Source organism: Kitasatospora sp. NPDC127116 (assembly GCF_042677365.1).
GTDB classification, from domain to species: domain Bacteria; phylum Actinomycetota; class Actinomycetes; order Streptomycetales; family Streptomycetaceae; genus Kitasatospora; species Kitasatospora lactacystinica.
In genome coordinates this window covers 141,092-159,019 of sequence record NZ_JBHXTL010000003.1, presented here as the reverse complement: position 1 = coordinate 159,019, position 17,928 = coordinate 141,092, and the positions used below count along the sequence as shown (strand labels likewise).

Below are 17,928 nucleotides of genomic sequence, written 5' to 3'. Positions count from 1 at the left end.
GGGTTCGTCCTCGTGCCGCACCGCCCTTCGGCGTTCCCTAGCCAGGCGAGTGCACGAACCGGCTTGGACTCGGAAGCCATGCCGGACGTGTGAGCCCGCCGCGCCGGGGCTCAGTTGAAATAGATCCCGCGGAACTCGCCGGAGAAGCCGAGCGCGACCATCGCGTCGCTTGCGTCCTGCCACGACCGTTCCGGGTAGGCGAAGTTCTCCTCGAAGAACTCCGCATCCACCTCCCGCTCGCGCCACTCGTGGCCGCATCGGCACCGCACGAACACCATGTTCCGGGTCTCCAGCAGCAGCCAGTCGCGGCGGGCCTTGCACTCGGGGCAGGTGATCACGAAGCCCTTGGGGTTCAGCTCGTCGAGGTACGGGACCGCCCGGATCACAGCGCCGCCGGGTGCGGGCTCGGGGACCATCACCGGGTAGTCGGGGATGTGCAGTTCGACATCCGCCAGCGGGGGCAGGTCGGCCGGGTCGTTGGAGTTGAGGTCACGTCTCGGCGAGTCGGTCAAGTGGGAGCCCTTTCGTCACGGAGAGGGTTGCCATAACCGATGCCAGATCACCTTTATTCCCGTTTTCTGGAAAAGTGACCCACCCGTGACTATCCGTGTGGGTGGGCTCTCGGCGCGCACGGGGTCAGCTTGGCGGTTCGACGACGGTGTCGAGAAGGTCCGCAGCGCGGGCAAGGTGCTCGTAGACCTCGGCGGAGTCGGTCCCGGTGACGACAAGGTGGGCAAGTCGTGCGGTGGCGGGGTCTCCCTCGGGGGGAAGGAGGACCGCGTCCCCAGGCTTGTGCTCCCAGCCCAGGCGCTCCAGCCAGTGCGGCTGGCCGAGTTCAGGCCGGGCTTGGGCACGGTGGACCGTACCGGAGGTAGCCGGGCTGACGAAGCGGACGCCGGCCGCGCGCTGGCGGGTCGGGGTGAGTTCGGGCTCGCGGCCGAGGGCGATGTCGGCTGCTGCTGCGGCCAGGTCGATGCCGGTGGCGAGGTGGACCAACTGGTCGATGGCGTCCCCGGCTATGCGGGCGTTGACCTCGATCAGGCGGGGGCCGGTGGCCGTGAGCCGCATTTCGACGTGGGAGATGCCCGCGTTGACACCGAGCGCGTCCAGGGCGGCCTCGGCGACCGGACCGGCCTCGCGCAGCAGCGGGTCGCCGGCTTCGACGACGTGGTCGAGCACCTGGAACAGCGGCTCGCCGCGCAGCTGGGTACGGGTGACGGCCACGGCGGTGGTGATGCCGTGGGAGGTGACGCACTCCACCGAGATCTCGGGGCCGTCGAGGTATTCCTCGACGAGGACTCCGGTGCCCTCCTCGCCCTGGCCGGTGGTGCGCGTGGAGGTGTAGGCGTAGGCGGTGGGAAGGTCCGTGGGAGCGAGGACCTTGATCACGCCGATGGAGCCGGCGTGGGCGGAGGGCTTGAGGACGAGGGGGTACCCGATCCGGCGGGCGGCGGTGGCCGCGGTGGTGGGCGAGGTGACCCGGATCGACTGGGCGGAGGGGACTCCCTCGGCTGCCCACACAGCCCGGGATGCGGCCTTGTTTCGGGCAGCGGCTGCGGTGGCGGAGGACTGGCCGGGCAGGGCGAGGTCGGTGGCGAGGTGGGCTGCGGGCAGCAGGGCGTACTCGTCCCAGGTGAGCACGCCCGCGATGGTGCGGCGTTCGGCCAGGCGGGCGGCGGCGGCTCGCACGGCCGTGAGGTCGCGGGTGTCGGCGATCTCGTGGTCGAGCAGGTACGGGCGCTGCCAGGTCGGTTCGTCGGGAGTCAGCAGGGCGAGCGAGTGACGGGAGGCGATGGAGGCCAGGGTGTTCTCGCGATACGGCTGGCAGCCCGAACCGATGACCAGGAGCACCGCGCTCGGTTCGGGCGAATCGGGGGTGGTCGGGTGGACGGCAGACGTCATGCAGGTCCTTCGGGCGTGTTGGTCGGGTGAGTCGTCGGGGCGGCCGGGGGCGCAAGTTCAGGCAACTGGGGTTGGCTCGTCAGCGGCGCTGGCCGCTCGGGAGGGTCGCGGCGGCGGCGAACTGTGCGGCCGGCCTCGGGCTTGGTTCGCCCGCTTGGGCCGTGGACGGCGTCGACGCGAGCCCGGCATCGCGCTGCAGGGACCAGATCGGTTCGCACGGAGGTCTCCTGTTGCTACGTCGGACGTTGGCGCGCCCGCCGACGCAGCGTCGATCGCGTCCGTCGGCGGGCGGGTCACCAGCTTCGGCGCTGATCGGCCGAACGCATTCGGCCGATCTTGTGGTAGCAGGCTCCGCACCGCTGGGCCGCCCGCCGAGATCAGCTTCGGCTTCCCGGCAGGTCGGGCCAGGCATCCGGGGGCAGCGCCTGGATCGGTAGCAGCGAGACCGCGCGGTACGCCACCCAGGCCTCCGCGCCGTCCGGTCCGCGCAGCCGGGCCGCCCAGCGGCGTTGTTCGAATTGGCACCAGGCGGTCAGCACCACCGGCCACCAGCGCCCGCCGCGGCGGACCCAGACGGCCAGGGAGTCCGATCGGATGCGCTGGCCGGCAAGCTGGCTGACCGCCGTCGGCGACAGCTCCTGGGCGTCCCTCCAGTCCGCTGCCCAGATCGGAAGAGGTACGCCGAACGGGTCGAACGGACGAGTCCGCCCCGTCGAACGCCCGGAAGACCGTTCGCGACCGGCTGGGCGGGACGGGGGGCGCGGCGGCGATGCGCTCATCTCAAGTCTGTTCGAGTGCGCGCTCCGACGGCCGACAGTGCCGTTCCGGGGCCGAGGACGTACCACCCGCCGACCCGCTGACCGGTATCTGCTTGCCAGGTGATCTGGGCGACCCACCGGATACTGCCGACGCGCAACCGCCAGCGCTCGACCCTGGCCTGCCTCCAGTGCCCGCCGATCCTGATCTGGGCCTGCGTCCATTGGGGCTCTGCCCGCCATGAGCGGCCGGGCCCGTCCATGAGGTCCCGCGGGGCCGGCACTGCGTCGCCCAGCTCGTTCCCGAGGGAGCGCGTGACCGGCGGCAGGTACAGGGAGGCGGTGCTCATGAAACCATCATCGGACATGTGTTCGATTACTTGCAACGATAACCCTAGGCCATCACACGAACACATCGAGGATTTGGCCGTGCCCTTCACGAGCATGGCCTGGAGCGCCCAGAAAGCACCGAGGACGCCCCCTCGCGGGGGCGTCCTCGGTGCTGCTTCTCAGGGCTCGCCTACGGTAACCCGTGACGTGGGTCGTAGCCCCTTCCCCTATTACTGACTTCGGCGTTTCAGGGTGATGGTGGGGGCAGGTCCAGGGAGAGGCCGGTCCCGGCGAGGAAGCCGTCGAGGATGTCGGGGCGGTACTGGAGCCGTTTGAGCCGGTTGCGGACGAGGGCTTCGAGACGGTCGACGGCGACCGAGGAGAGGTTGGCCAGGCTGTGCTTGACGTGCGCCCAGAGCCACTCCACGGGGTTCAGGTCCGGCGCGTAGGCGGGCAGGATGTATACGGTCAGCCAGTTCCTGGCGGCAACCAACTCGCGCATCACGTGGGAGACATGAGTGTTCAGCCGATCCCAGACCAGCACGATCGGCGCCTTCACCAGATGGTGGATGCCGTCGATCAGGCCGATGTAGTCGCGCTCGGACAGGCTCCGCCGCTCGCCCTTGCGACCGGTGTGCCGCCGGATGCGGTGGGACAGCCTGGTCCGGAAACCCGGCCGCACGGCGATCAGCCCCGCGACCGAGACCCGTCCGGAGCGGCTGCCGGAGACCTTCACGACCGGGGTGGTGCCCCGCCGTCCCCAGGTGCGTCCACGGGGCGGCCTGCGTGTGAAGCCGGCCTCGTCCTCGAAGCAGACCCACCCGTCGCAGTCCGCCCGGGCTCTTTTACCTCCGCCCAGGTCACCTCCGTCCACGCGGTGACGGCCTGCTCGTCACGTTCCGCGGACCGCCTCGCAGGCATCTGCGGAGTGAAGCCGAGCCTGTGCATCAGCCTCGTGGCGCCCGAGACGCTGTACGAGACATGGAACTTCCGCCCGATCAGCGTGGCCACCCGCGCAGCCGTCCACACCTGGTCCTCCACCCAGCCGTGCGCGGCCGGGCCCTGGTCCAGATACGCGGCGAGCTTCTCCAGGCAGCGCGGGGACAGGCGGCACCGCGACCCACCCGGGCCACGCGATGCCAGCGCCTCGACCCCGCCCTCGCGCAACAACTGGTGCCACTGGTAGGCCGACTTCACACTCACCCGCAGGCGCCGGGCCACCTCCGTCGGCTTGACCTCCTGCTCGAACAGCTCGGCCGCTTGCATCCGCACCGTCTCCCGACGCAGCCGTCCCGCGGCGGTCAGCCCGCCCCCATCCGCATATCTCACACGTCATCGGATACAGCCACCACACCGAGCTCGTCAGGCAAACCGAGACAGTTCACCCTGGCGCGCCGAAGTCAGTACCGGCCCGGACGGCGGCGGGGGGCCTTCGGCGCGCTGCCGGGCCGGTCGGCGCGGACGCCCGGTCCCAGGCGCGGAGGCGTCGTCCTGCTGGCCGGGCTGGCGGGCAGGTCGGCCAGCCTCCGCACCCGCCAGACCATGACGGCGGTGACGGAGTCGGCAGTGCCGAGCTCACGCCAGCTCCGGGCTTCCTCAAGGAGGGCTGCTGGGTCGTGGCCGGCCGCTTCGGCTTCGGCGAGGGTTGCCGCGAGGGCATCCCAGCTTTCCTCCTCCCGGGTGTCCTCGTCGACCCCGGCCAGCTGCTCTCGGATCACGGCCGTCTGCCGCTCGCGGACGGCGGGAGGCAGGGCCTTGCCCTGGCCTGCCATCGCCGCCATCGGACGGGCGGCGACGGTCGCGTACGCCGTCCGCAGCTGAAGCGCGGCGGCGTTCGCGGCGGCGGCCTGCTGGGCGTGGCCGCGCGAGGAGTGCCACCTCGCGGCGGCGATGGCCAGCAGGACGAGGGCGGAGAGCAGCATCGCGGTGACGCCGCCGTCCTCGCCCCTGTTGGTGGTGTAGCCATTGGAGAGCATCTGCCGGGCCGCGTACCGCAGGGCCCGGTTGTCGGCGCGCTCGGCTCGGATGTGCGAGCGGGAGGCCCGCTCAAAGGCCCTTGCCGCTGCGAGAAGTTGGGCCCTGGTGTCCGCCGGTGCGCGGACGGCGATGACGTCGATGATCTCAATCGCTCCGGCCAGCTGCGCGGAGGCCGCTTCGTCGTCGCTCTCGTCGATGGCCCGGGTTGCGTCATCCACTGCTGCGGCGGCGCCCCGGCGCGCCTGGGCTGCTCGTGAGCCGGGCACGCGCTTCTTCCCGGCAGCCTGGTCGCCGAGTTCGGCGTCGCCGTCGCCGTCGCCGAGCGGTCCTGCGGTCAATCGTTTGCGGATCCGCGGCAGGGAGAGGTCAGGGGCCAGCGACGAGCCGCCGTAGTAGACCGGCTCGCCGGCGGCGTTACGGTCGTCAGGGTCGGCGACGGAGTAGCCGAACGCGGCGCCCGACGGCCCGACCTTGCGGTTCACCAGCAGGCCGGCGGACGTGAGCCTGGCGAAGAACTCGGCCTCGGACACGGCGCCCGCGACGGCCTGGCGGACCTTGTCGCGCAGCTGGAGGCGCACGGGCTCGGGGCGGCCGAGCCGCTCGGCCTTGTGGGCCTCCGCGCTGGTGGGGCGTTTGGCCGCTGTCTTGTCGCCGGGGTTGAGCTGCTTGAGGCCGAAGTCCTTCTCGATCCGGCGGCATTCGTCCTGCGCGCGCTGGGCGTCACCGTTGAGACGGGCTCCGCGCAGGTCGCCGCGCACCGTGGTGGCCATGATGTGGATGTGGCGGGGGTCGTGGCGAACGGCGATCCACCGGCAGCCGTCCGGGTCTCCTGGCTCGGCGATGCCTGCGGCGGCGACGACGCGGCGGGCGACTTCGGCCCACTCCTCGTCGGTGAGGATCCGGTCGCCGGGGTCGGCGCTGACCGGGCAGTGCCACACATGTTTCTTCGGGCGCCGGCTGCCGAGTTGGTTCACCCGAAGGTCCAGGACCTGTTCGAGCTGCTTGAGATTGGCCGAGGGGTCGCGGCCGGGGTCGGGGGCGAACCCGTCCCAGGACGCGACGATGTGGGGGTCGAAGTGCTCGTCGTGCTTGCCTGGCCCGTAGAGGTAGGCGAGCAGCCCGTACGTCTTCGAGCCGCGGCTGATGTCAGGAACCAACCGGCCCGCCCGCCACGAGCTTGGCTGCCGCAGTGTCGACGACCGTGATCGCTGCGCGGACCACGCCGAGCGTGGAGGCCAGCTCGGCCGGCTGGACGTAGCCGGCTGCGTTGAGGCCGAACGTCAGCTGGTTCAGGTTGTTGCCGACACGGGCGAGCTGGGCGCGGGCGGCGGCAAGTTCGTCAACGGCGTGGTCGAGGCGGTCTTGCGGGTCTCGGGCAGAGCTGTGGCCGCGAGCGGCGGCGAGGGTACTGGTGGCGACGAAGCGGGAGACGGTCTGCTCGCGCGTGCTGGCGGCTGCGGCGATTTCGTCGCGTTCGGCGTCGTTGAAGCGGACGACGATGCGGTGGGCGCGCTGCTGGTCGTCGCGGTGGCGGCGGCGGGGGCGGCGTGCTGGCGTCAACTGGGCTTCTGCTTCTTCGGGTTGTTCGGTGGTCGTGGTTTCTCCTTTCCTCTGTTCCCGGAGCGCCCTCGCTCCGCATCCTGGGGAGGAGTCGGGCGCCCTCGCTCGGCTCCTCCCCAGGTCCCTCGCCCCCTCGGGGCGAGGGCAAGTGCCTGGGGCTGCCCGTTAGGGCTGCCCCAGGCGATAGCTTGCTGCGCCGACGGGGCCAAGCCGTAAGCGCCCCACTGCGGCATCAAGTCCGCTTCGGGGACGCAAGTTCACGCTGCCGCTTCGAGTTCGGCGCGAGTGTCGACGAGCACGTCGAGGGCGTACTCGATTGCTTCCAGCGGCGATTCCAGGACGAACTTCGGCCCTCGGGACGAGCGGCGGACGATCCAACTGCCGTCGCCCGCACCTTCCGCGGAGTACAGGAGGCGCTGGTCGCGCAGCAGGCCCATCAGTGCGTCGGTGAGGGCGGCGTCAGAGCGGTTCGTGGCGGTCACGTGGCAGTCCTTCGGTGGGATTTCGGCCGGGTCGGTGTGAGGCAGGGACGGTCAGCGGCGGGCAGGCGGTGGCTTCCCCGCGTCGATCTCCCTGAGCTCCCTCAACAGTTGGCCGAGGGCGACGTTGTTGATCGGGATGTTCTGGGCCTTGAGGCCGGCGCGCAGAGCGTCCCGGTTCAGCCGTCCCTCGGCCTCGGCGGCAGCCTTGCGGGCAATGGGGACCAGCTCCTGCAGCTCGGCGCTGCTCAGCTGTCGGCGGCGGTCAGCGGCCGGGGACGGGCTCTGGTCCGGGACAGGACGCGGGACGGGGGCCTGCGCCCGGACGGGGACCGGGACCGCGACGACCACCGGGGTCTTGGCGGGACCGGCGGCCTCCGGGCGGGGACCGTCCCCGGACCGTCCAGAGGCGGGGACGGTCCCCGGCTTCGTCTCGGGACCGCCGGGGACCGCTCGTCCCGCACTCTGTGCGGCAGTGCCCGCTGAGCCCCCCGTCCCGGGGACGGCGGGTACGCTGGCGTCCCCGGGACGGGGGCCCGGCTCTGCCCCGATCGGTCCCGAATCGCGCCCGGCCCCCGTGTCGGGCGGGGGTTCCGCGGTCCCTCGGTTCGGAGCCGACGGGGTGGGGACGGAGGCGGGGGCTTCGGTCGCGGACGGCACGGTCCCCGGAGCCGTACCGGCTGAGGGGGCCGGGATGGTCGGGACGGCCTGCGGTGGCGATTCCCGTCCCGTCCCGGCGCCGGGGCTCGCTTCGGCGGGGACGGGGACGGTCCCCTGCTGAGGGGCGCTCCCGGGATCGGTCACGGAGGGGACCGGAGGGACGGGGACGGCCTCCGGCACGGCGGACTCGGCCGGCACGACCGGTGCGGCGGTCGGGACCGCGGTGATCTCCCGGTCCCGGCCTCGCTCCTCGATCCGCCGCGGTTCGGCACCGGGGACGGCATCGTGCTCCCGGGGACGACCCCACCAGCGGGTGAAACGGGACGGCTGCGACTCCGGGGCTGTCGCCGGTTCCTGGCCGCCTCGTCCCGGGGCGTGCCGCGACATGACGATGTAGAGGTGGGTGGCACCGCCGAGGACCAGCGGGGCGATGGTGCTGAGGGCTCCGACCGCGGTGTTGGTCAGGTGGAGGCCCGGGCCCTGCGGCGTCGCCATGTTGAGGCGGACGGCGTGGGTCCAGTTGGCCCAGACACTGGTGGCCGTGGAGGCGCCGAAGACCCCCCAGGTGTAGGCACGGGCCCGCAGCGGCGCCTCCTTCAGCACGACCAGCGCCCGCACCCCGTAGGCGATGAAGCCGTCGATCGCGACGGGGAAGAGATAGGACAGCTCCGGACGGACGTGCATGGCGACGGCCATCTGCTGCAGCGCGTCGTAGCTCAGGGCTCCGCCTACCGCACCCATGACGCCGATCGCCGCCTTGTCCCACCGGGACATCCCCGCCGGCGTTCCGCCAGCCTCGCTCATGCCGCCACCGCCACGGGATCGGGTGTGAACTCGGCGGCGATCCGCTGCTCCCGCAGGACGGCCAGCGGCTGCTCGTCCAAGGTCTTGCGGGCTTCCCGAAGGAGGTAGAGGGCGTACTTGCGGTCGGCGCCCAGGACCGGTGCCCAAACGTTCAGGTCGAGGTCGAGGAGGGCCGCGACGATCGTCACGGAGGCGCGCTCCAGCCTGGACAGGTGGCCTGGGCGCCCGTTGAGGGCGTTCAGGACTCGCTGTTCCTCCCACCGGTGGGCGCTGTTACGGCGGTGCAGGGTCTTGCGCTCGCCCTCGGTCAGCCCGCCGCGGATGCCCCAGCGGTCGGTCATTTCCATGGCCTCGGTGCGGCACTCCTCCTTCACGGGGCAGGAGCCACAGATCCTCTTGGCCTCCCGGGTCTCCTCGACCTGGCTGGGCAGCGGGTAGAAGTACTCAGGGTTCGGGGTGCCGGCGCAGGCGGCGCGGCTGGCCCAGGTGTAATCGCGCCGGCGACTGGCGATCGAGGTGGTGCTGGACACGGGATAGTTCTCCGGTTGGGCTCCACTGCCGGAAAGGGCGCGGAGGGGGTTCGGTCGTACGACCGGCGGCGCGGCCGGGGTGGGTTGGTCGCGCTGGTGCCGGCCGTTCGGTGGCTAGCGAGGTCGCGGGCCGGAGAGACGGGAGACTGTCTCTCTGGCCAGCGTTCTGATCCGCCGGTCGACAGCCGGGCTCGTCCTCGAATCGGCCGGCGCGCTCGGGCGGCTGGCCTGCAGCTGCGCGAGAGCGCGCAGGTATCCGGGCGAGGCGTCCTCTCGGGTCTTGATCTTGGGGGCCTGGGCGGCGCCTTCGCCGTACCTGACAGACCGGCGGGGCTCTTCGGCGGGCCGGGTGCCGTACGAGCTCAGCACTCGGATGCTGCGCAGGATCGTTTCTCCCTGCGCCTGGTTGATCTTCGCCACGAGTACCAGGGCGAGGGCCCGCACATGGGTTGCGTAGGCGGGGGATTCGGCGCGGACCTCCAGCTGGCCCGTCTGGTGGTCGAAGCTGACGGCGGTGACGTGGGAGGCGAGGTCGCCGACGGCTGCCGGCCAGAGGTCGAGCAGCTCGCGGCCGGCCAGCGGCGCCTGCCAGGCGTGCTGGGTCATCAGGTCGGACAGGGCCGTTCCCAGTCCCACGGGGTCGAGCCCGCCACGCCGAAGCCCGGTAGCGCGCCCGGTGGTCGGGGCCTTGACCGCGCTCGCGGGGCGCTTGCTCGCGTCGGCGCGGGCCCGGCGCAGGGCGAGGCGGGCGAGGTCGATGGCGGTGTTCTCGCTGTGGCTCATCACGCGGTTCCTGTTCGAAGGTGGCTGCTGGTGGTGCGGAGGCGCAGTACGCGCTCGACGAGGTCGCGCCCGTAGATCTGCTCGGCCTGGTCCCGGCCAGCGAGGGTCAGGGCGGAGGTGACCAGTTCGGGTCTTCCGGTGAGGTACTGGCGCCACGCGGTGGCGCGGGCTTCGCGGTGCTCGTCGCCGGTCGGCTGATCGTCGAGGGCCACCAACGGCTGGCGGTGGGTCGCTCTCGTCCAGGCATCCCGGAACAGGCGCTGGACGGCGGAGCTGCGCGGGGCCTGCCAGGTGCCCTGCCATTCGGTGTGGCGCTCCTTGGCCGCCTGCGGGCTGTCGCGCCACCAGGCGACGATCGCGCCGCGCTTGGCCGGGGTGTCGTAGAGCAGCTCGGCTCCGGCGAGGCGGGCGGTCAGGAAGCCGACCGGGCGGTGGACGCGGCGAGCGGGCGCCCGCTGGGCCAGGACGGCGATGACCTCGTGGGCGGTCCACCCGGCGTCCGCGAGGTGGCGAACGGCCCAGGCGATCCGGGCCACCGGGCTGCCACTGAGCCACGGGACCTGCCGGACGAGTTCGAGGGCCAGCTGGTGGCGCCGGCCGACCGCGTTCAGCTTCCGGCGGGTCCGCCTTCCCGGTCGATCCTGCTGGTCTTTCCCGTTCCCGAGGTCGCCCTCAGAGGGATTGTTGGTAGGTGCTGCAGGAGAAGACGTAACAGAACCTGCCCCCATTGGGGTGCAACGGGAGGACTTCGCAGAGGAGTTGATGCCGGCCTTCCTGGTGCCTCGACGCTTGGTGCGGCGCACGGTTCGCGCGGCCTTCTTGCCGAGCTGCGCGAGGACGAGGCGGCTCTCGTCGGAGACGACACCGACGACAGTGCGGATGAACGTCTGGGACGTACTGGTCCGCAACCCGATGGTCTCGTCAAACTTCGCGGGGATGGTGCGGACGAACTCGCTTGCCCTGGCGGCGGCCTGGCGTATGCGGGTGCCCTTGACGGTGTAGGTGAGCAGTCCGGACTCCCGGAGGATCGACAGGTGGTACTGCACGGTGCGCTCGGACACCTGGAGCATCCGGACGAGGTAGTCGACGCCCGGTCTGCACGGGGTGAGCTGGGCGAGCAGCTCGGCGATACGGATCGTGGTGCTGCCGAAGCGGGGGCCGTGGGTGCGGGCCGGGGTGTGTGCCTGGCTTTCGCGCACCCAGTGGACGGCTTGCAGCCAGGTGTACGGGTCCGGCGCGATGCGTCCGGAGGTGGTCGAGATCCACTGAGCGGGATCGGGGACGAGCAGGCCGGAGCCGCCCGTCGTCTTCTCCGCGTCCGGCGCTTCGACGTCTCGGACGGGCTGGAGGGAGCTGGGCACGGAGGTCCTGGTTCAGCTGGGCACGGCGGCCTGGCGCCACGAGCTGTCGCAGTTCGGGCGCGGCGTCGGCGGATTCGGACGGCGGTGCGCGCAGGGCGCGCTCAACGCTGGTGGCAGCCACCTCGTGCGAGTCGAGGCAGGGGTGATCGCCGGCCGGCGCCAGTCGGTGGGCGGCGGGGCCGGGTGTCAGGCTGCTGGGAAGTGCCCTGGGTCAGGCCGCCATGGCAACGGACTCGTCCTCGGCCACGGCGATCAGCCGACCGGTGGCGAGGTCAAGTTCGTGGGCGAGGTGCGGGTCGAGGCCGGGGAAGTGCTGGACGATCCAGCGGGCCGCCATCTGCCGGTCGGGGAGCGGCTGGGGCACGTGCTGCCGGTGGGCGTCGAAGGCGCTGGCCGTGCGGGGGAATCCGTGCGATCCGCGGTCCAGCCGTACGACGGCGGTGTCCGGTGCAAGGAGGCTGGCGAGGGCCTCAATGAAGGAGCTGGGGGCGGTGGCGATCTCGGCGCCGGCGGGCCGGGTCGGCGCCACGGTTGTACGCGAGAAGGAGGACATGGGAGACTCCTGAGCTGGAGAAGCCCGGCTGCGTGGTGAGATACGAAGGCCGGTCATCTTCGGACGTGATCGACGTCCTCGTGGTGCGAGGAGCCCGGGAGCGCCAACTCCCGGGCCCTCGACGAGAACGGCCGAGGCGGCCCGCCCAGCGGGCCAGTGGGCCGGTCGGCACCCCGGAGAAGCGCACCAAACAGCACCCACCGGGGATCAGACACTTTATTGCCCCTTCGACGCGATCAACGTACACCAAAATGCCCCGACTGTGGGCAATAGATTGCCCTCAAGATGTGCGCGCGAGCACGATCAGGCACTAAAGTGTCCCCGTGGGACGATCTGACACGGGAGGAGCGGCGATGGCCGAGCACGTCGACGCCGACGCGGGGGCGGCGCGCATCGCAGCGCGGCTGGGCTATCTCTTCGAGCACCGGCACCCGGAGGGGCGCGGCCCGTACACGATCGCCGAGGTCGCGGCCGGCACCGGCATCAGCGAGTCCTCCATCAAGCAGCTGCGAGGCCGCGGCAGGGTGAACCCGACGATCAACACCCTCACTGCGATCTCATCGTTCTTCGACGCGCCTCCGACGATCTGGGTCGTACCCGACGAGGAGCTGGAGACGGTGCTCGCCAAGCGCGACCTGACGACCGCCATGCGGGACTCCGGCGTCCAGTCGATCGCGCTGCGCAGCCAGGGCCTCAGCGCGAAGAACATGGCGCGCATCACGGAGATGATCGACATGGCGAGAGAGTCCCAAGGACTCCCCCCGATCCCCCCCGCGTAACACCGGAGCACGAAGAACCGGTTCATCGTTTATTTTTCAACCTTGTCTATGCGCATAGATAGGCCGCACTTCCTCGCTTAGTCGCCCCCGGCACCCCCTAGCCCCCTGGCGACAACGGCGAGATCCTCGGCGCACGGGGCCACCGCGGGCCCCATGCCCCGAGGACCCCGTCCACGATGCGCTCCCCGGCGGGCGCGATGCCCCCGACTCCGAGGTGTCGGCGATAGCCGGTGGGCGCCCCCGAGGAGCCTCGCACTGACCGGAGCCAACTTCAGTCACGTGCCCGAGGCGGCCTGCCGATGCTGCTCTCGTTTTCGTCGGCAGCATCGGCAGGCTGAGGTCTCCAGCATCCCGGCGGCCTCGGCCGAGTCGGCCCAGGACGGTTCAGGCGCCGTGGAACGAGACGATGAAGCGGAGCTTCGTGTTGCGCAGGGGGGCCAGCGCCATGATTCGACAGGGCACCTTGTCGTCGCCGCCGTGGGGCATGCGCATGTACCTGACGTCGCCGTCCGGGTGGACGTAGTAGTCGTGGCGGTCCCAGAGCTCCTGCGCCTCGGGGCAGCCCTCCATGATGTCCCGTACGAGCTCCTTGAGCTGGTCGTTGTCAGGATGCTGCGCCGCCGCGGTTCGGATCTGCGCTAGGAAGGGGACGGCCCAGCCCTCTTTCCAGTCGACCAGCTGCTCGCGCGCCTCGGGGTAGAGGAAGCTCCACCTCATGATGTTGCCGCTGTACACCCACGGGTACATCACCCGGTCGGGAGAGTTGTGGGCGACGACATTCCAGGCGACGTCGGAGAGGTAGGCGGGGTTCGGCAGCATCTTCGCGAGAAGGCGCCGCATGTCGCTGTCCATCGCCGCCATCGCGTCCGGCTCCGCACCGCGCTCAGTGGGTCCGCGCCCGATCGCCCGGTGGAACAGCGCGAGCTTCTCGGCGTCGTTCAGACGCAGCGTATAGGCGAGCCGATCCAGGAACTCCTCGGAAAAGCTGGCTTCCTCGCCGTTTTCGAGCTTGCTGTACCAGCGGGCACTGACGCCGGTATACCGGGCGATTTCGCTTTTCGAGACTTCGGTGGTGCGGCGAGCGGAGCCAGTCGTCTTTACCAGGCCCGGGAGCGCATTGGGATCCAGGCGCCGGCGCCAGCGTTCCACCATGCCCGCCAACGTCTCATCACGGGCCGCAAGGCGTTCGTGGTCGGTCTTCATGACCATCGAGTCTAGGCAGCCATCGACGCTCGGGCATACCAGAAACCTGTGGCGAACACCACACCGACGGCAAAGTCGAAGCGATGTAACGAAACGATTTCGGTGCTTGTTTTCGGATGATGAACCGTCAGCAAAAGACGATCATGCGGCCCAAGCTCGATGGGTTGTCAGATTCCAGTATCGACGGCCCCTGGGGTCAATTGATTACCTTCCGTCAACCCGATCTGGTGGTAACGCAGCGGAGTCGATACGCGTAGCACGAACTCTTGATTCCGGAAGTGCCAGTTCCGGAAGTGTCAGTTCCGGAACTGCCAGTTCCGACCACGGTTTGGCATGGTGGGGCTACCGGCCCGCCGCGAGGTCGCGCCGGCCCCCACCCCCCACCCCCACGTTTGGAGTAGACCCATGTCTCGATCCGCCCTCGTTGTCGGCGGCAGCCGCGGTATCGGGCTGGCCGTAGCGCGGCAGCTCCGTGAGCAGGGCCACCGGGTCGCTGTCACCTCCCGCAGCGGCGGCTGCCCGGAGGATGGAATCCTCGCGGTGCCGTGCGACGTCACGAGCCCCGAGTCAGTCGACGCGGCGCTCTCTGCGGTGGAAGCGGCCCACGGACCGATCGAGATCGTCGTGATCAACGCGGGCATCACCCGCGACACCCTGCTGCTCCGTATGAGCGAGGAGGACTTCGACGCCACGCTCCAGACCAACCTCGCCGGCGCGTACCGGGTCGCCAAGCGGGCCGTGAAGGGCATGCTGCGCGGTCGGTTCGGCCGCCTGGTGTTCATCTCCTCCGCAGGTGCGATGACGGGGGAAGCCGGCCAGGCCAACTACGCCGCAAGCAAGGCGGGCCTGATCGGCTTCGCCCGCTCCCTGGCCCGCGAGCTGGCCTCGCGCGGCATCACCAGCAACGTGGTCGCGCCCGGGCTGACCGAGACCGACATGACCGCTGTCCTGACGGACTCCCAGCGCGAGTCCCTGCTGCAGCGCGTGCCCATGGGCCGCATGGCCCAGCCGGACGAGGTCGCAGCTGCTGTCGCCTTCGTGACCTCCGACGCCGCCTCCTACGTGACCGGTGCGGTCATCCCGGTCGACGGCGGCGTCGGCATGGGGCACTGACCCCGGTCGCACCCGAGCCCTGGGCGCACGCGGGGACGCCCAGGGCCCACCCGAAGCTCCAGGGGAATCCTTGATCATCTGGGAGGTGCCATGCCTGCGGGTTCACTCCGGAACGCCTGCGAAGATCGACTCGGGCGCCTGGATCTGCCACACCGGTTCAGCGAGAACGACCTGATAGACGCCGTGGCCTCATTGGCCGGACGGACAATCGACTGCGAGCCCGTCGACATGAGGGGCGCGTTCTCGTGCGGACTGCGCAAGAGATATGCCAACCGTGAGGTCATCTACTACGAGAAAAACGCCTCGGCGCTGCACCGACGGCAGATTATCGCCCATGAACTCTCCCATATCCTTTGGGAGCATAAAGGTGAGATCGACCTCGCCGACCTAATGTCGGACGAAGAACTCGCCGGCCTGATGGACTGGAGCGTCCTCGGGGTTTCCGCCCGCACGTCGTACGAAACCGACGCAGAGATCGAGGCGGAAATGATGGCCACCCTCATACTTCAGCGCATGTACCGCGGGACCGTGATGCCCGCCCCTCGCCCCAGTGCCGCCGATGAGCGCTGGGATGCGATATTCGCCTGACCCTCAAGGAACGTCGTGATCAACGTCATTTTCGGCGGCATGCCCCTCATTCTTCTCACGGCCTCGCTCTACTGGGCATTCCGGCGGCGCCCGGGCCAGCGCCCCGCGGGCACTCTGAGCCTGTCTGCCCTCCTGGCCTGCTTCGCGGTTGCCTTCAGCGCCTACCAACCGACGGTCCGGGCTTTGGAGGACGCCGTCGCGCTGGACCTCTCCCGGCTGGTCAGCAACAGTGCCACCCTGTCCGCGGGAGCCGCAGTCTCGGCCGTGCTCCTCTACCTCAACTACGACGTGCCCGAGGCCCGCCGTCGGATCCGCTGGCGACTTCGCCTCCTGGCCGTGGCCGTCGCCACTATGGCCGTGGCCTTCGCCGCCACGCCCCCCGAGCTGATGTGGAGCACCGCCGAAACACAGGGCGGCCTCGACGAGGGGCCCACATCCCTTCACATCTACTCGGCGGCGTACATCGCCTTCCTCTCGTACGCCGTTCTCGACTGCCTCACCCAGACCTGGGCCAGGTCTCGCAAGGCAACCCGGACCACCCAGCGGCTCGGCCTGCGCACGACCGCCGCCGGCTGCGTCGTCGCCCTTCTCTACACCACCTACAAGACCGTCAACGCCATTGCGGCACTGTTCGGTTGGAACGCCATTCCGGACGGGGGCCGCTGCACGAGCCTGGTGACGCCAGTCAGTTGCGCGTTCAGCGTTACCGCGCCAGCCGTCAGCGTGCTGCTCATCACGACGGGGCTGACCCTGCCAGCCGTTCTCTGGCCGGTCACGCAGTTCCTCCGCCGCCGCTGGGAGCGCCAGTCCGTCTCGGACCTCACCCCACTCTGGCAGGACCTGACGCAGGTCTGCCCCAGCGTCGTCTTCCGGACGGTCGGCGGTGAGACCGAGACCGACCTCGTCCTCCACCGTAGAGTCGTGGAGGTCTGCGACGGGATCCTCACCCTGGACGAGCACCGCTCACGCGCGGTCCAGCAGGCAGCAGCAGCCGCCGTCGCCGCCACTCGGCACGCCGGGACCGATCGCGGCGCCGCAATCGTCGAGGCGGCCGTGATCGCCGGAGCGATCCGGGCCGCCCGCGCAGGCGCCCCTGCCCAGGACGATCCTGCCCCGCAGGCGGCCGGTGCCGACACCCGCGAGGGAGACCTACGCGCCGAGGCGTTGTGGCTACGCTCGGTCTCCCGGCAGTACGCGACCAACGACATCGTCCACCGCGCCGCCGACCACCAGGTCTCGGTGCTCACCGCGGCCTAGGAAGGCAGCAATATGGCCTCCTCCCCGTTCTCGGACCCGGAGTTCTACCGGGACCGCTACCCGACCTACGCAGCGCTGCGCGGTCGATCCCCGATCCTCCAGATCCCCATGGGCGGAAGTACGGGGCCGGCGGTTGCCGTCACCGGCTACGAACAGGCGCGCCAGGCACTCGCCGCCGACCTCTCCAAGGACACCGCGGCTTTCTTCGCTGACCGCCCGTCCGGACGCTCGCTCCACCCCACGGTCGCCCACACCATGCTGCACACCGACCCGCCCACGCACACCCGCCTTCGCCGGCTGGTCGTCCGGGCGTTCACCCCCTCCACCGTGGACAGCCTCCGCCCCTGCATCCGCCACCTGGCCGAGCAGTTGATCCGGCGCTGGGAGCCGGGAAGCGAGGTCAACCTGATCGCGGACCTCGCCGGCCCCCTCCCCGTCGCCGTGATCTGTCAGCTCCTCGGCGTACCTCCGGAGGACTGGGGCAGGATCCGCTCCCTGTCCACCGACCTGTTCGCCACCGGCGACAGCGCCCGGATCGACGCGGCCTCCCACGACCTCGCCGATTACATGACCCAGCTGATCGCCACCAAGCGCTCCCGACCGGACCAGGCGTTGCTCTCCGCCCTGATCGCCGTCCGCGACGCCGACGGCGACCGCCTCAGCGAGGAGGAACTGGTCTCCCTCGGCCTACTGCTCCTGATCGCCGGCCACGAGACCACCACGGCAGCGATCGGCAACGCCGTCCTTGCGCTCCTCCAGCACCCGGCCGAGTTGGAGGGCCTGCTGGCCTACCCGCACCGCATCCCCGCCGCTGTAGACGAACTCCTGCGCTACGACGCGCCCGTGAGCATCGCCACGTGGCGCCACACCGCCCACACAGTGCGGCTGGGCGACGTGGAAGTCGCCGCCGGCACCCCGGTCCTGGTGTCCCCCGGGGCCGCCAACCGCGACCCCGGGAGGTTCACCGATCCGGACCGGCTCGACCTCCAGCGCAAGGATGCCGCCAGCCACCTCTCGTTCGGCCACGGCATCCACCGCTGCCTCGGCGCACCGCTCGCCCACGCCGAGGTCGAGACCGCACTGCGGGTCCTGCTCAAGCGCTTCCCCGGCCTGCGGCTGGCCGTCCCCGCTGAGCAGCTGAAGTGGCGCCGCTCCCGCCTCATCCGGGGTCTGGAGTCGCTGCCCGTCCTGCTGTAGGCACAGCCCGGTGCTGCCGAGGATCCGTCCCCGGCAGCACCGCCGCCGCCAGCAGCCGCCAGGTCATGCCCAACGACGGCTCACACGCCCCCAACAC

17 protein-coding genes and 1 pseudogene are annotated in these 17,928 nt (G+C 70.7%); 5 read left to right on the top strand and 13 right to left on the bottom strand.

Translation table 11 applies throughout. The features are described from left to right. Positions 1–110: 110 nt before the first annotated feature. The 12 genes and pseudogenes from ACFVHV_RS02485 to ACFVHV_RS02430 form a co-directional block, all read right to left on the bottom strand. Positions 111–512 (bottom strand): hypothetical protein, encoded by a 402-nt coding sequence (locus tag ACFVHV_RS02485; RefSeq protein WP_380348286.1) that lies wholly within the window; start codon positions 510–512, stop codon positions 111–113. Between the two features lie 124 nt (positions 513–636). Continuing rightward, positions 637–1,902 (bottom strand): acetyl-CoA carboxylase biotin carboxylase subunit family protein, encoded by a 1,266-nt coding sequence (locus tag ACFVHV_RS02480; protein ID WP_380348285.1) that lies wholly within the window; start codon positions 1,900–1,902, stop codon positions 637–639. A 1,332-nt stretch (positions 1,903–3,234) separates the two neighbouring features. Further along, complete coding sequence (locus tag ACFVHV_RS02475; RefSeq protein WP_380348296.1) at positions 3,235–3,846, bottom strand: transposase; 612 nt, start codon at positions 3,844–3,846, stop codon at positions 3,235–3,237. Then, a pseudogene (locus tag ACFVHV_RS02470) lies at positions 3,741–4,292 on the bottom strand (winged helix-turn-helix domain-containing protein); the annotation flags it as partial. The pseudogene ACFVHV_RS02470 and the gene ACFVHV_RS02475, both read right to left, overlap by 106 nt. A gap of 95 nt (positions 4,293–4,387) precedes the next feature. After that, complete coding sequence (locus ACFVHV_RS02465) at positions 4,388–6,121, bottom strand: relaxase/mobilization nuclease domain-containing protein (protein ID WP_380348283.1); 1,734 nt, start codon at positions 6,119–6,121, stop codon at positions 4,388–4,390. Then, entirely contained in the window at positions 6,111–6,524 is a 414-nt protein-coding gene (locus tag ACFVHV_RS02460; RefSeq protein WP_380348281.1) for a plasmid mobilization protein, read from the bottom strand. Before ACFVHV_RS02460 ends, ACFVHV_RS02465 begins: the two co-directional genes overlap by 11 nt. Positions 6,525–6,781: 257 nt before the next feature. Next, positions 6,782–7,006, bottom strand: coding sequence for a hypothetical protein (locus tag ACFVHV_RS02455; protein ID WP_380348279.1), 225 nt, complete (start codon positions 7,004–7,006; stop codon positions 6,782–6,784). Positions 7,007–7,057: 51 nt separating this feature from the next. Continuing rightward, positions 7,058–8,467 (bottom strand): DUF2637 domain-containing protein, encoded by a 1,410-nt coding sequence (locus ACFVHV_RS02450; RefSeq protein ID WP_380348277.1) that lies wholly within the window; start codon positions 8,465–8,467, stop codon positions 7,058–7,060. Next, positions 8,464–8,997, bottom strand: a complete 534-nt coding sequence (locus tag ACFVHV_RS02445; RefSeq protein ID WP_380348275.1) for a WhiB family transcriptional regulator — start codon at positions 8,995–8,997, stop codon at positions 8,464–8,466. The genes ACFVHV_RS02450 and ACFVHV_RS02445 overlap by 4 nt, the downstream gene beginning before the upstream one ends. 114 nt (positions 8,998–9,111) lie before the next feature. Beyond that, positions 9,112–9,780 carry a DciA family protein gene (locus tag ACFVHV_RS02440; protein ID WP_380348274.1) on the bottom strand — a complete coding sequence of 223 codons (669 nt, stop codon included), beginning with the start codon at positions 9,778–9,780 and terminating at the stop codon, positions 9,112–9,114. Then, complete coding sequence (locus ACFVHV_RS02435; protein ID WP_380348272.1) at positions 9,780–11,141, bottom strand: winged helix-turn-helix domain-containing protein; 1,362 nt, start codon at positions 11,139–11,141, stop codon at positions 9,780–9,782. The genes ACFVHV_RS02440 and ACFVHV_RS02435 overlap by 1 nt, the downstream gene beginning before the upstream one ends. A 211-nt stretch (positions 11,142–11,352) precedes the next feature. Beyond that, complete coding sequence (locus ACFVHV_RS02430) at positions 11,353–11,694, bottom strand: hypothetical protein (RefSeq protein WP_380348270.1); 342 nt, start codon at positions 11,692–11,694, stop codon at positions 11,353–11,355. A 353-nt stretch (positions 11,695–12,047) separates the two neighbouring features. On the opposite strand from ACFVHV_RS02430, the gene ACFVHV_RS02425 reads away from it, so the two are divergent. Then, the gene (locus ACFVHV_RS02425; protein WP_380348268.1) at positions 12,048–12,473 is read left to right on the top strand and encodes a helix-turn-helix domain-containing protein; all 426 of its coding nucleotides are present in this window, start codon (positions 12,048–12,050) and stop codon (positions 12,471–12,473) included. A gap of 384 nt (positions 12,474–12,857) precedes the next feature. Here the strand turns inward: ACFVHV_RS02425 and ACFVHV_RS02420 are convergent, their stop codons facing one another. Continuing rightward, the gene (locus ACFVHV_RS02420) at positions 12,858–13,676 is read right to left on the bottom strand and encodes a helix-turn-helix transcriptional regulator (RefSeq protein ID WP_380348266.1); all 819 of its coding nucleotides are present in this window, start codon (positions 13,674–13,676) and stop codon (positions 12,858–12,860) included. A gap of 405 nt (positions 13,677–14,081) precedes the next feature. Between ACFVHV_RS02420 and fabG the strand changes: the two genes are divergently transcribed. The 4 genes from fabG (at position 14,082) to ACFVHV_RS02400 (ending at position 17,831) form a co-directional block, all read left to right on the top strand. Further along, on the top strand, positions 14,082–14,789 hold the full coding sequence (gene fabG / locus ACFVHV_RS02415; protein WP_380348264.1) for a 3-oxoacyl-ACP reductase FabG: 708 nt from the start codon (positions 14,082–14,084) through the stop codon (positions 14,787–14,789). 90 nt (positions 14,790–14,879) lie between these two features. Next, the gene (locus ACFVHV_RS02410; RefSeq protein ID WP_380348262.1) at positions 14,880–15,377 is read left to right on the top strand and encodes an ImmA/IrrE family metallo-endopeptidase; all 498 of its coding nucleotides are present in this window, start codon (positions 14,880–14,882) and stop codon (positions 15,375–15,377) included. A gap of 15 nt (positions 15,378–15,392) precedes the next feature. Further along, complete coding sequence (locus ACFVHV_RS02405) at positions 15,393–16,634, top strand: MAB_1171c family putative transporter (protein WP_380348261.1); 1,242 nt, start codon at positions 15,393–15,395, stop codon at positions 16,632–16,634. A gap of 12 nt (positions 16,635–16,646) precedes the next feature. After that, positions 16,647–17,831 (top strand): cytochrome P450, encoded by a 1,185-nt coding sequence (locus ACFVHV_RS02400; protein ID WP_380348259.1) that lies wholly within the window; start codon positions 16,647–16,649, stop codon positions 17,829–17,831. Positions 17,832–17,928: the final 97 nt, after the last annotated feature.

Bases quoted from the DNA above. Each gene is read 5' to 3' on its own strand.
- ACFVHV_RS02480 (WP_380348285.1), bottom strand. From the start codon at position 1,902: ATGACGTCTGCCGTCCACCCGACCACCCCCGATTCGCCCGAACCGAGC.
- ACFVHV_RS02450 (WP_380348277.1), bottom strand. From the start codon at position 8,467: ATGAGCGAGGCTGGCGGAACGCCGGCGGGGATGTCCCGGTGGGACAAG.
- ACFVHV_RS02440 (WP_380348274.1), bottom strand. From the start codon at position 9,780: ATGAGCCACAGCGAGAACACCGCCATCGACCTCGCCCGCCTCGCCCTG.
- ACFVHV_RS02430 (WP_380348270.1), bottom strand. From the start codon at position 11,694: ATGTCCTCCTTCTCGCGTACAACCGTGGCGCCGACCCGGCCCGCCGGC.
- ACFVHV_RS02425 (WP_380348268.1), top strand. From the start codon at position 12,048: ATGGCCGAGCACGTCGACGCCGACGCGGGGGCGGCGCGCATCGCAGCG.
- ACFVHV_RS02420 (WP_380348266.1), bottom strand. From the start codon at position 13,676: ATGAAGACCGACCACGAACGCCTTGCGGCCCGTGATGAGACGTTGGCG.
- fabG (WP_380348264.1), top strand. From the start codon at position 14,082: ATGTCTCGATCCGCCCTCGTTGTCGGCGGCAGCCGCGGTATCGGGCTG.
- ACFVHV_RS02410 (WP_380348262.1), top strand. From the start codon at position 14,880: ATGCCTGCGGGTTCACTCCGGAACGCCTGCGAAGATCGACTCGGGCGC.
- ACFVHV_RS02400 (WP_380348259.1), top strand. From the start codon at position 16,647: ATGGCCTCCTCCCCGTTCTCGGACCCGGAGTTCTACCGGGACCGCTAC.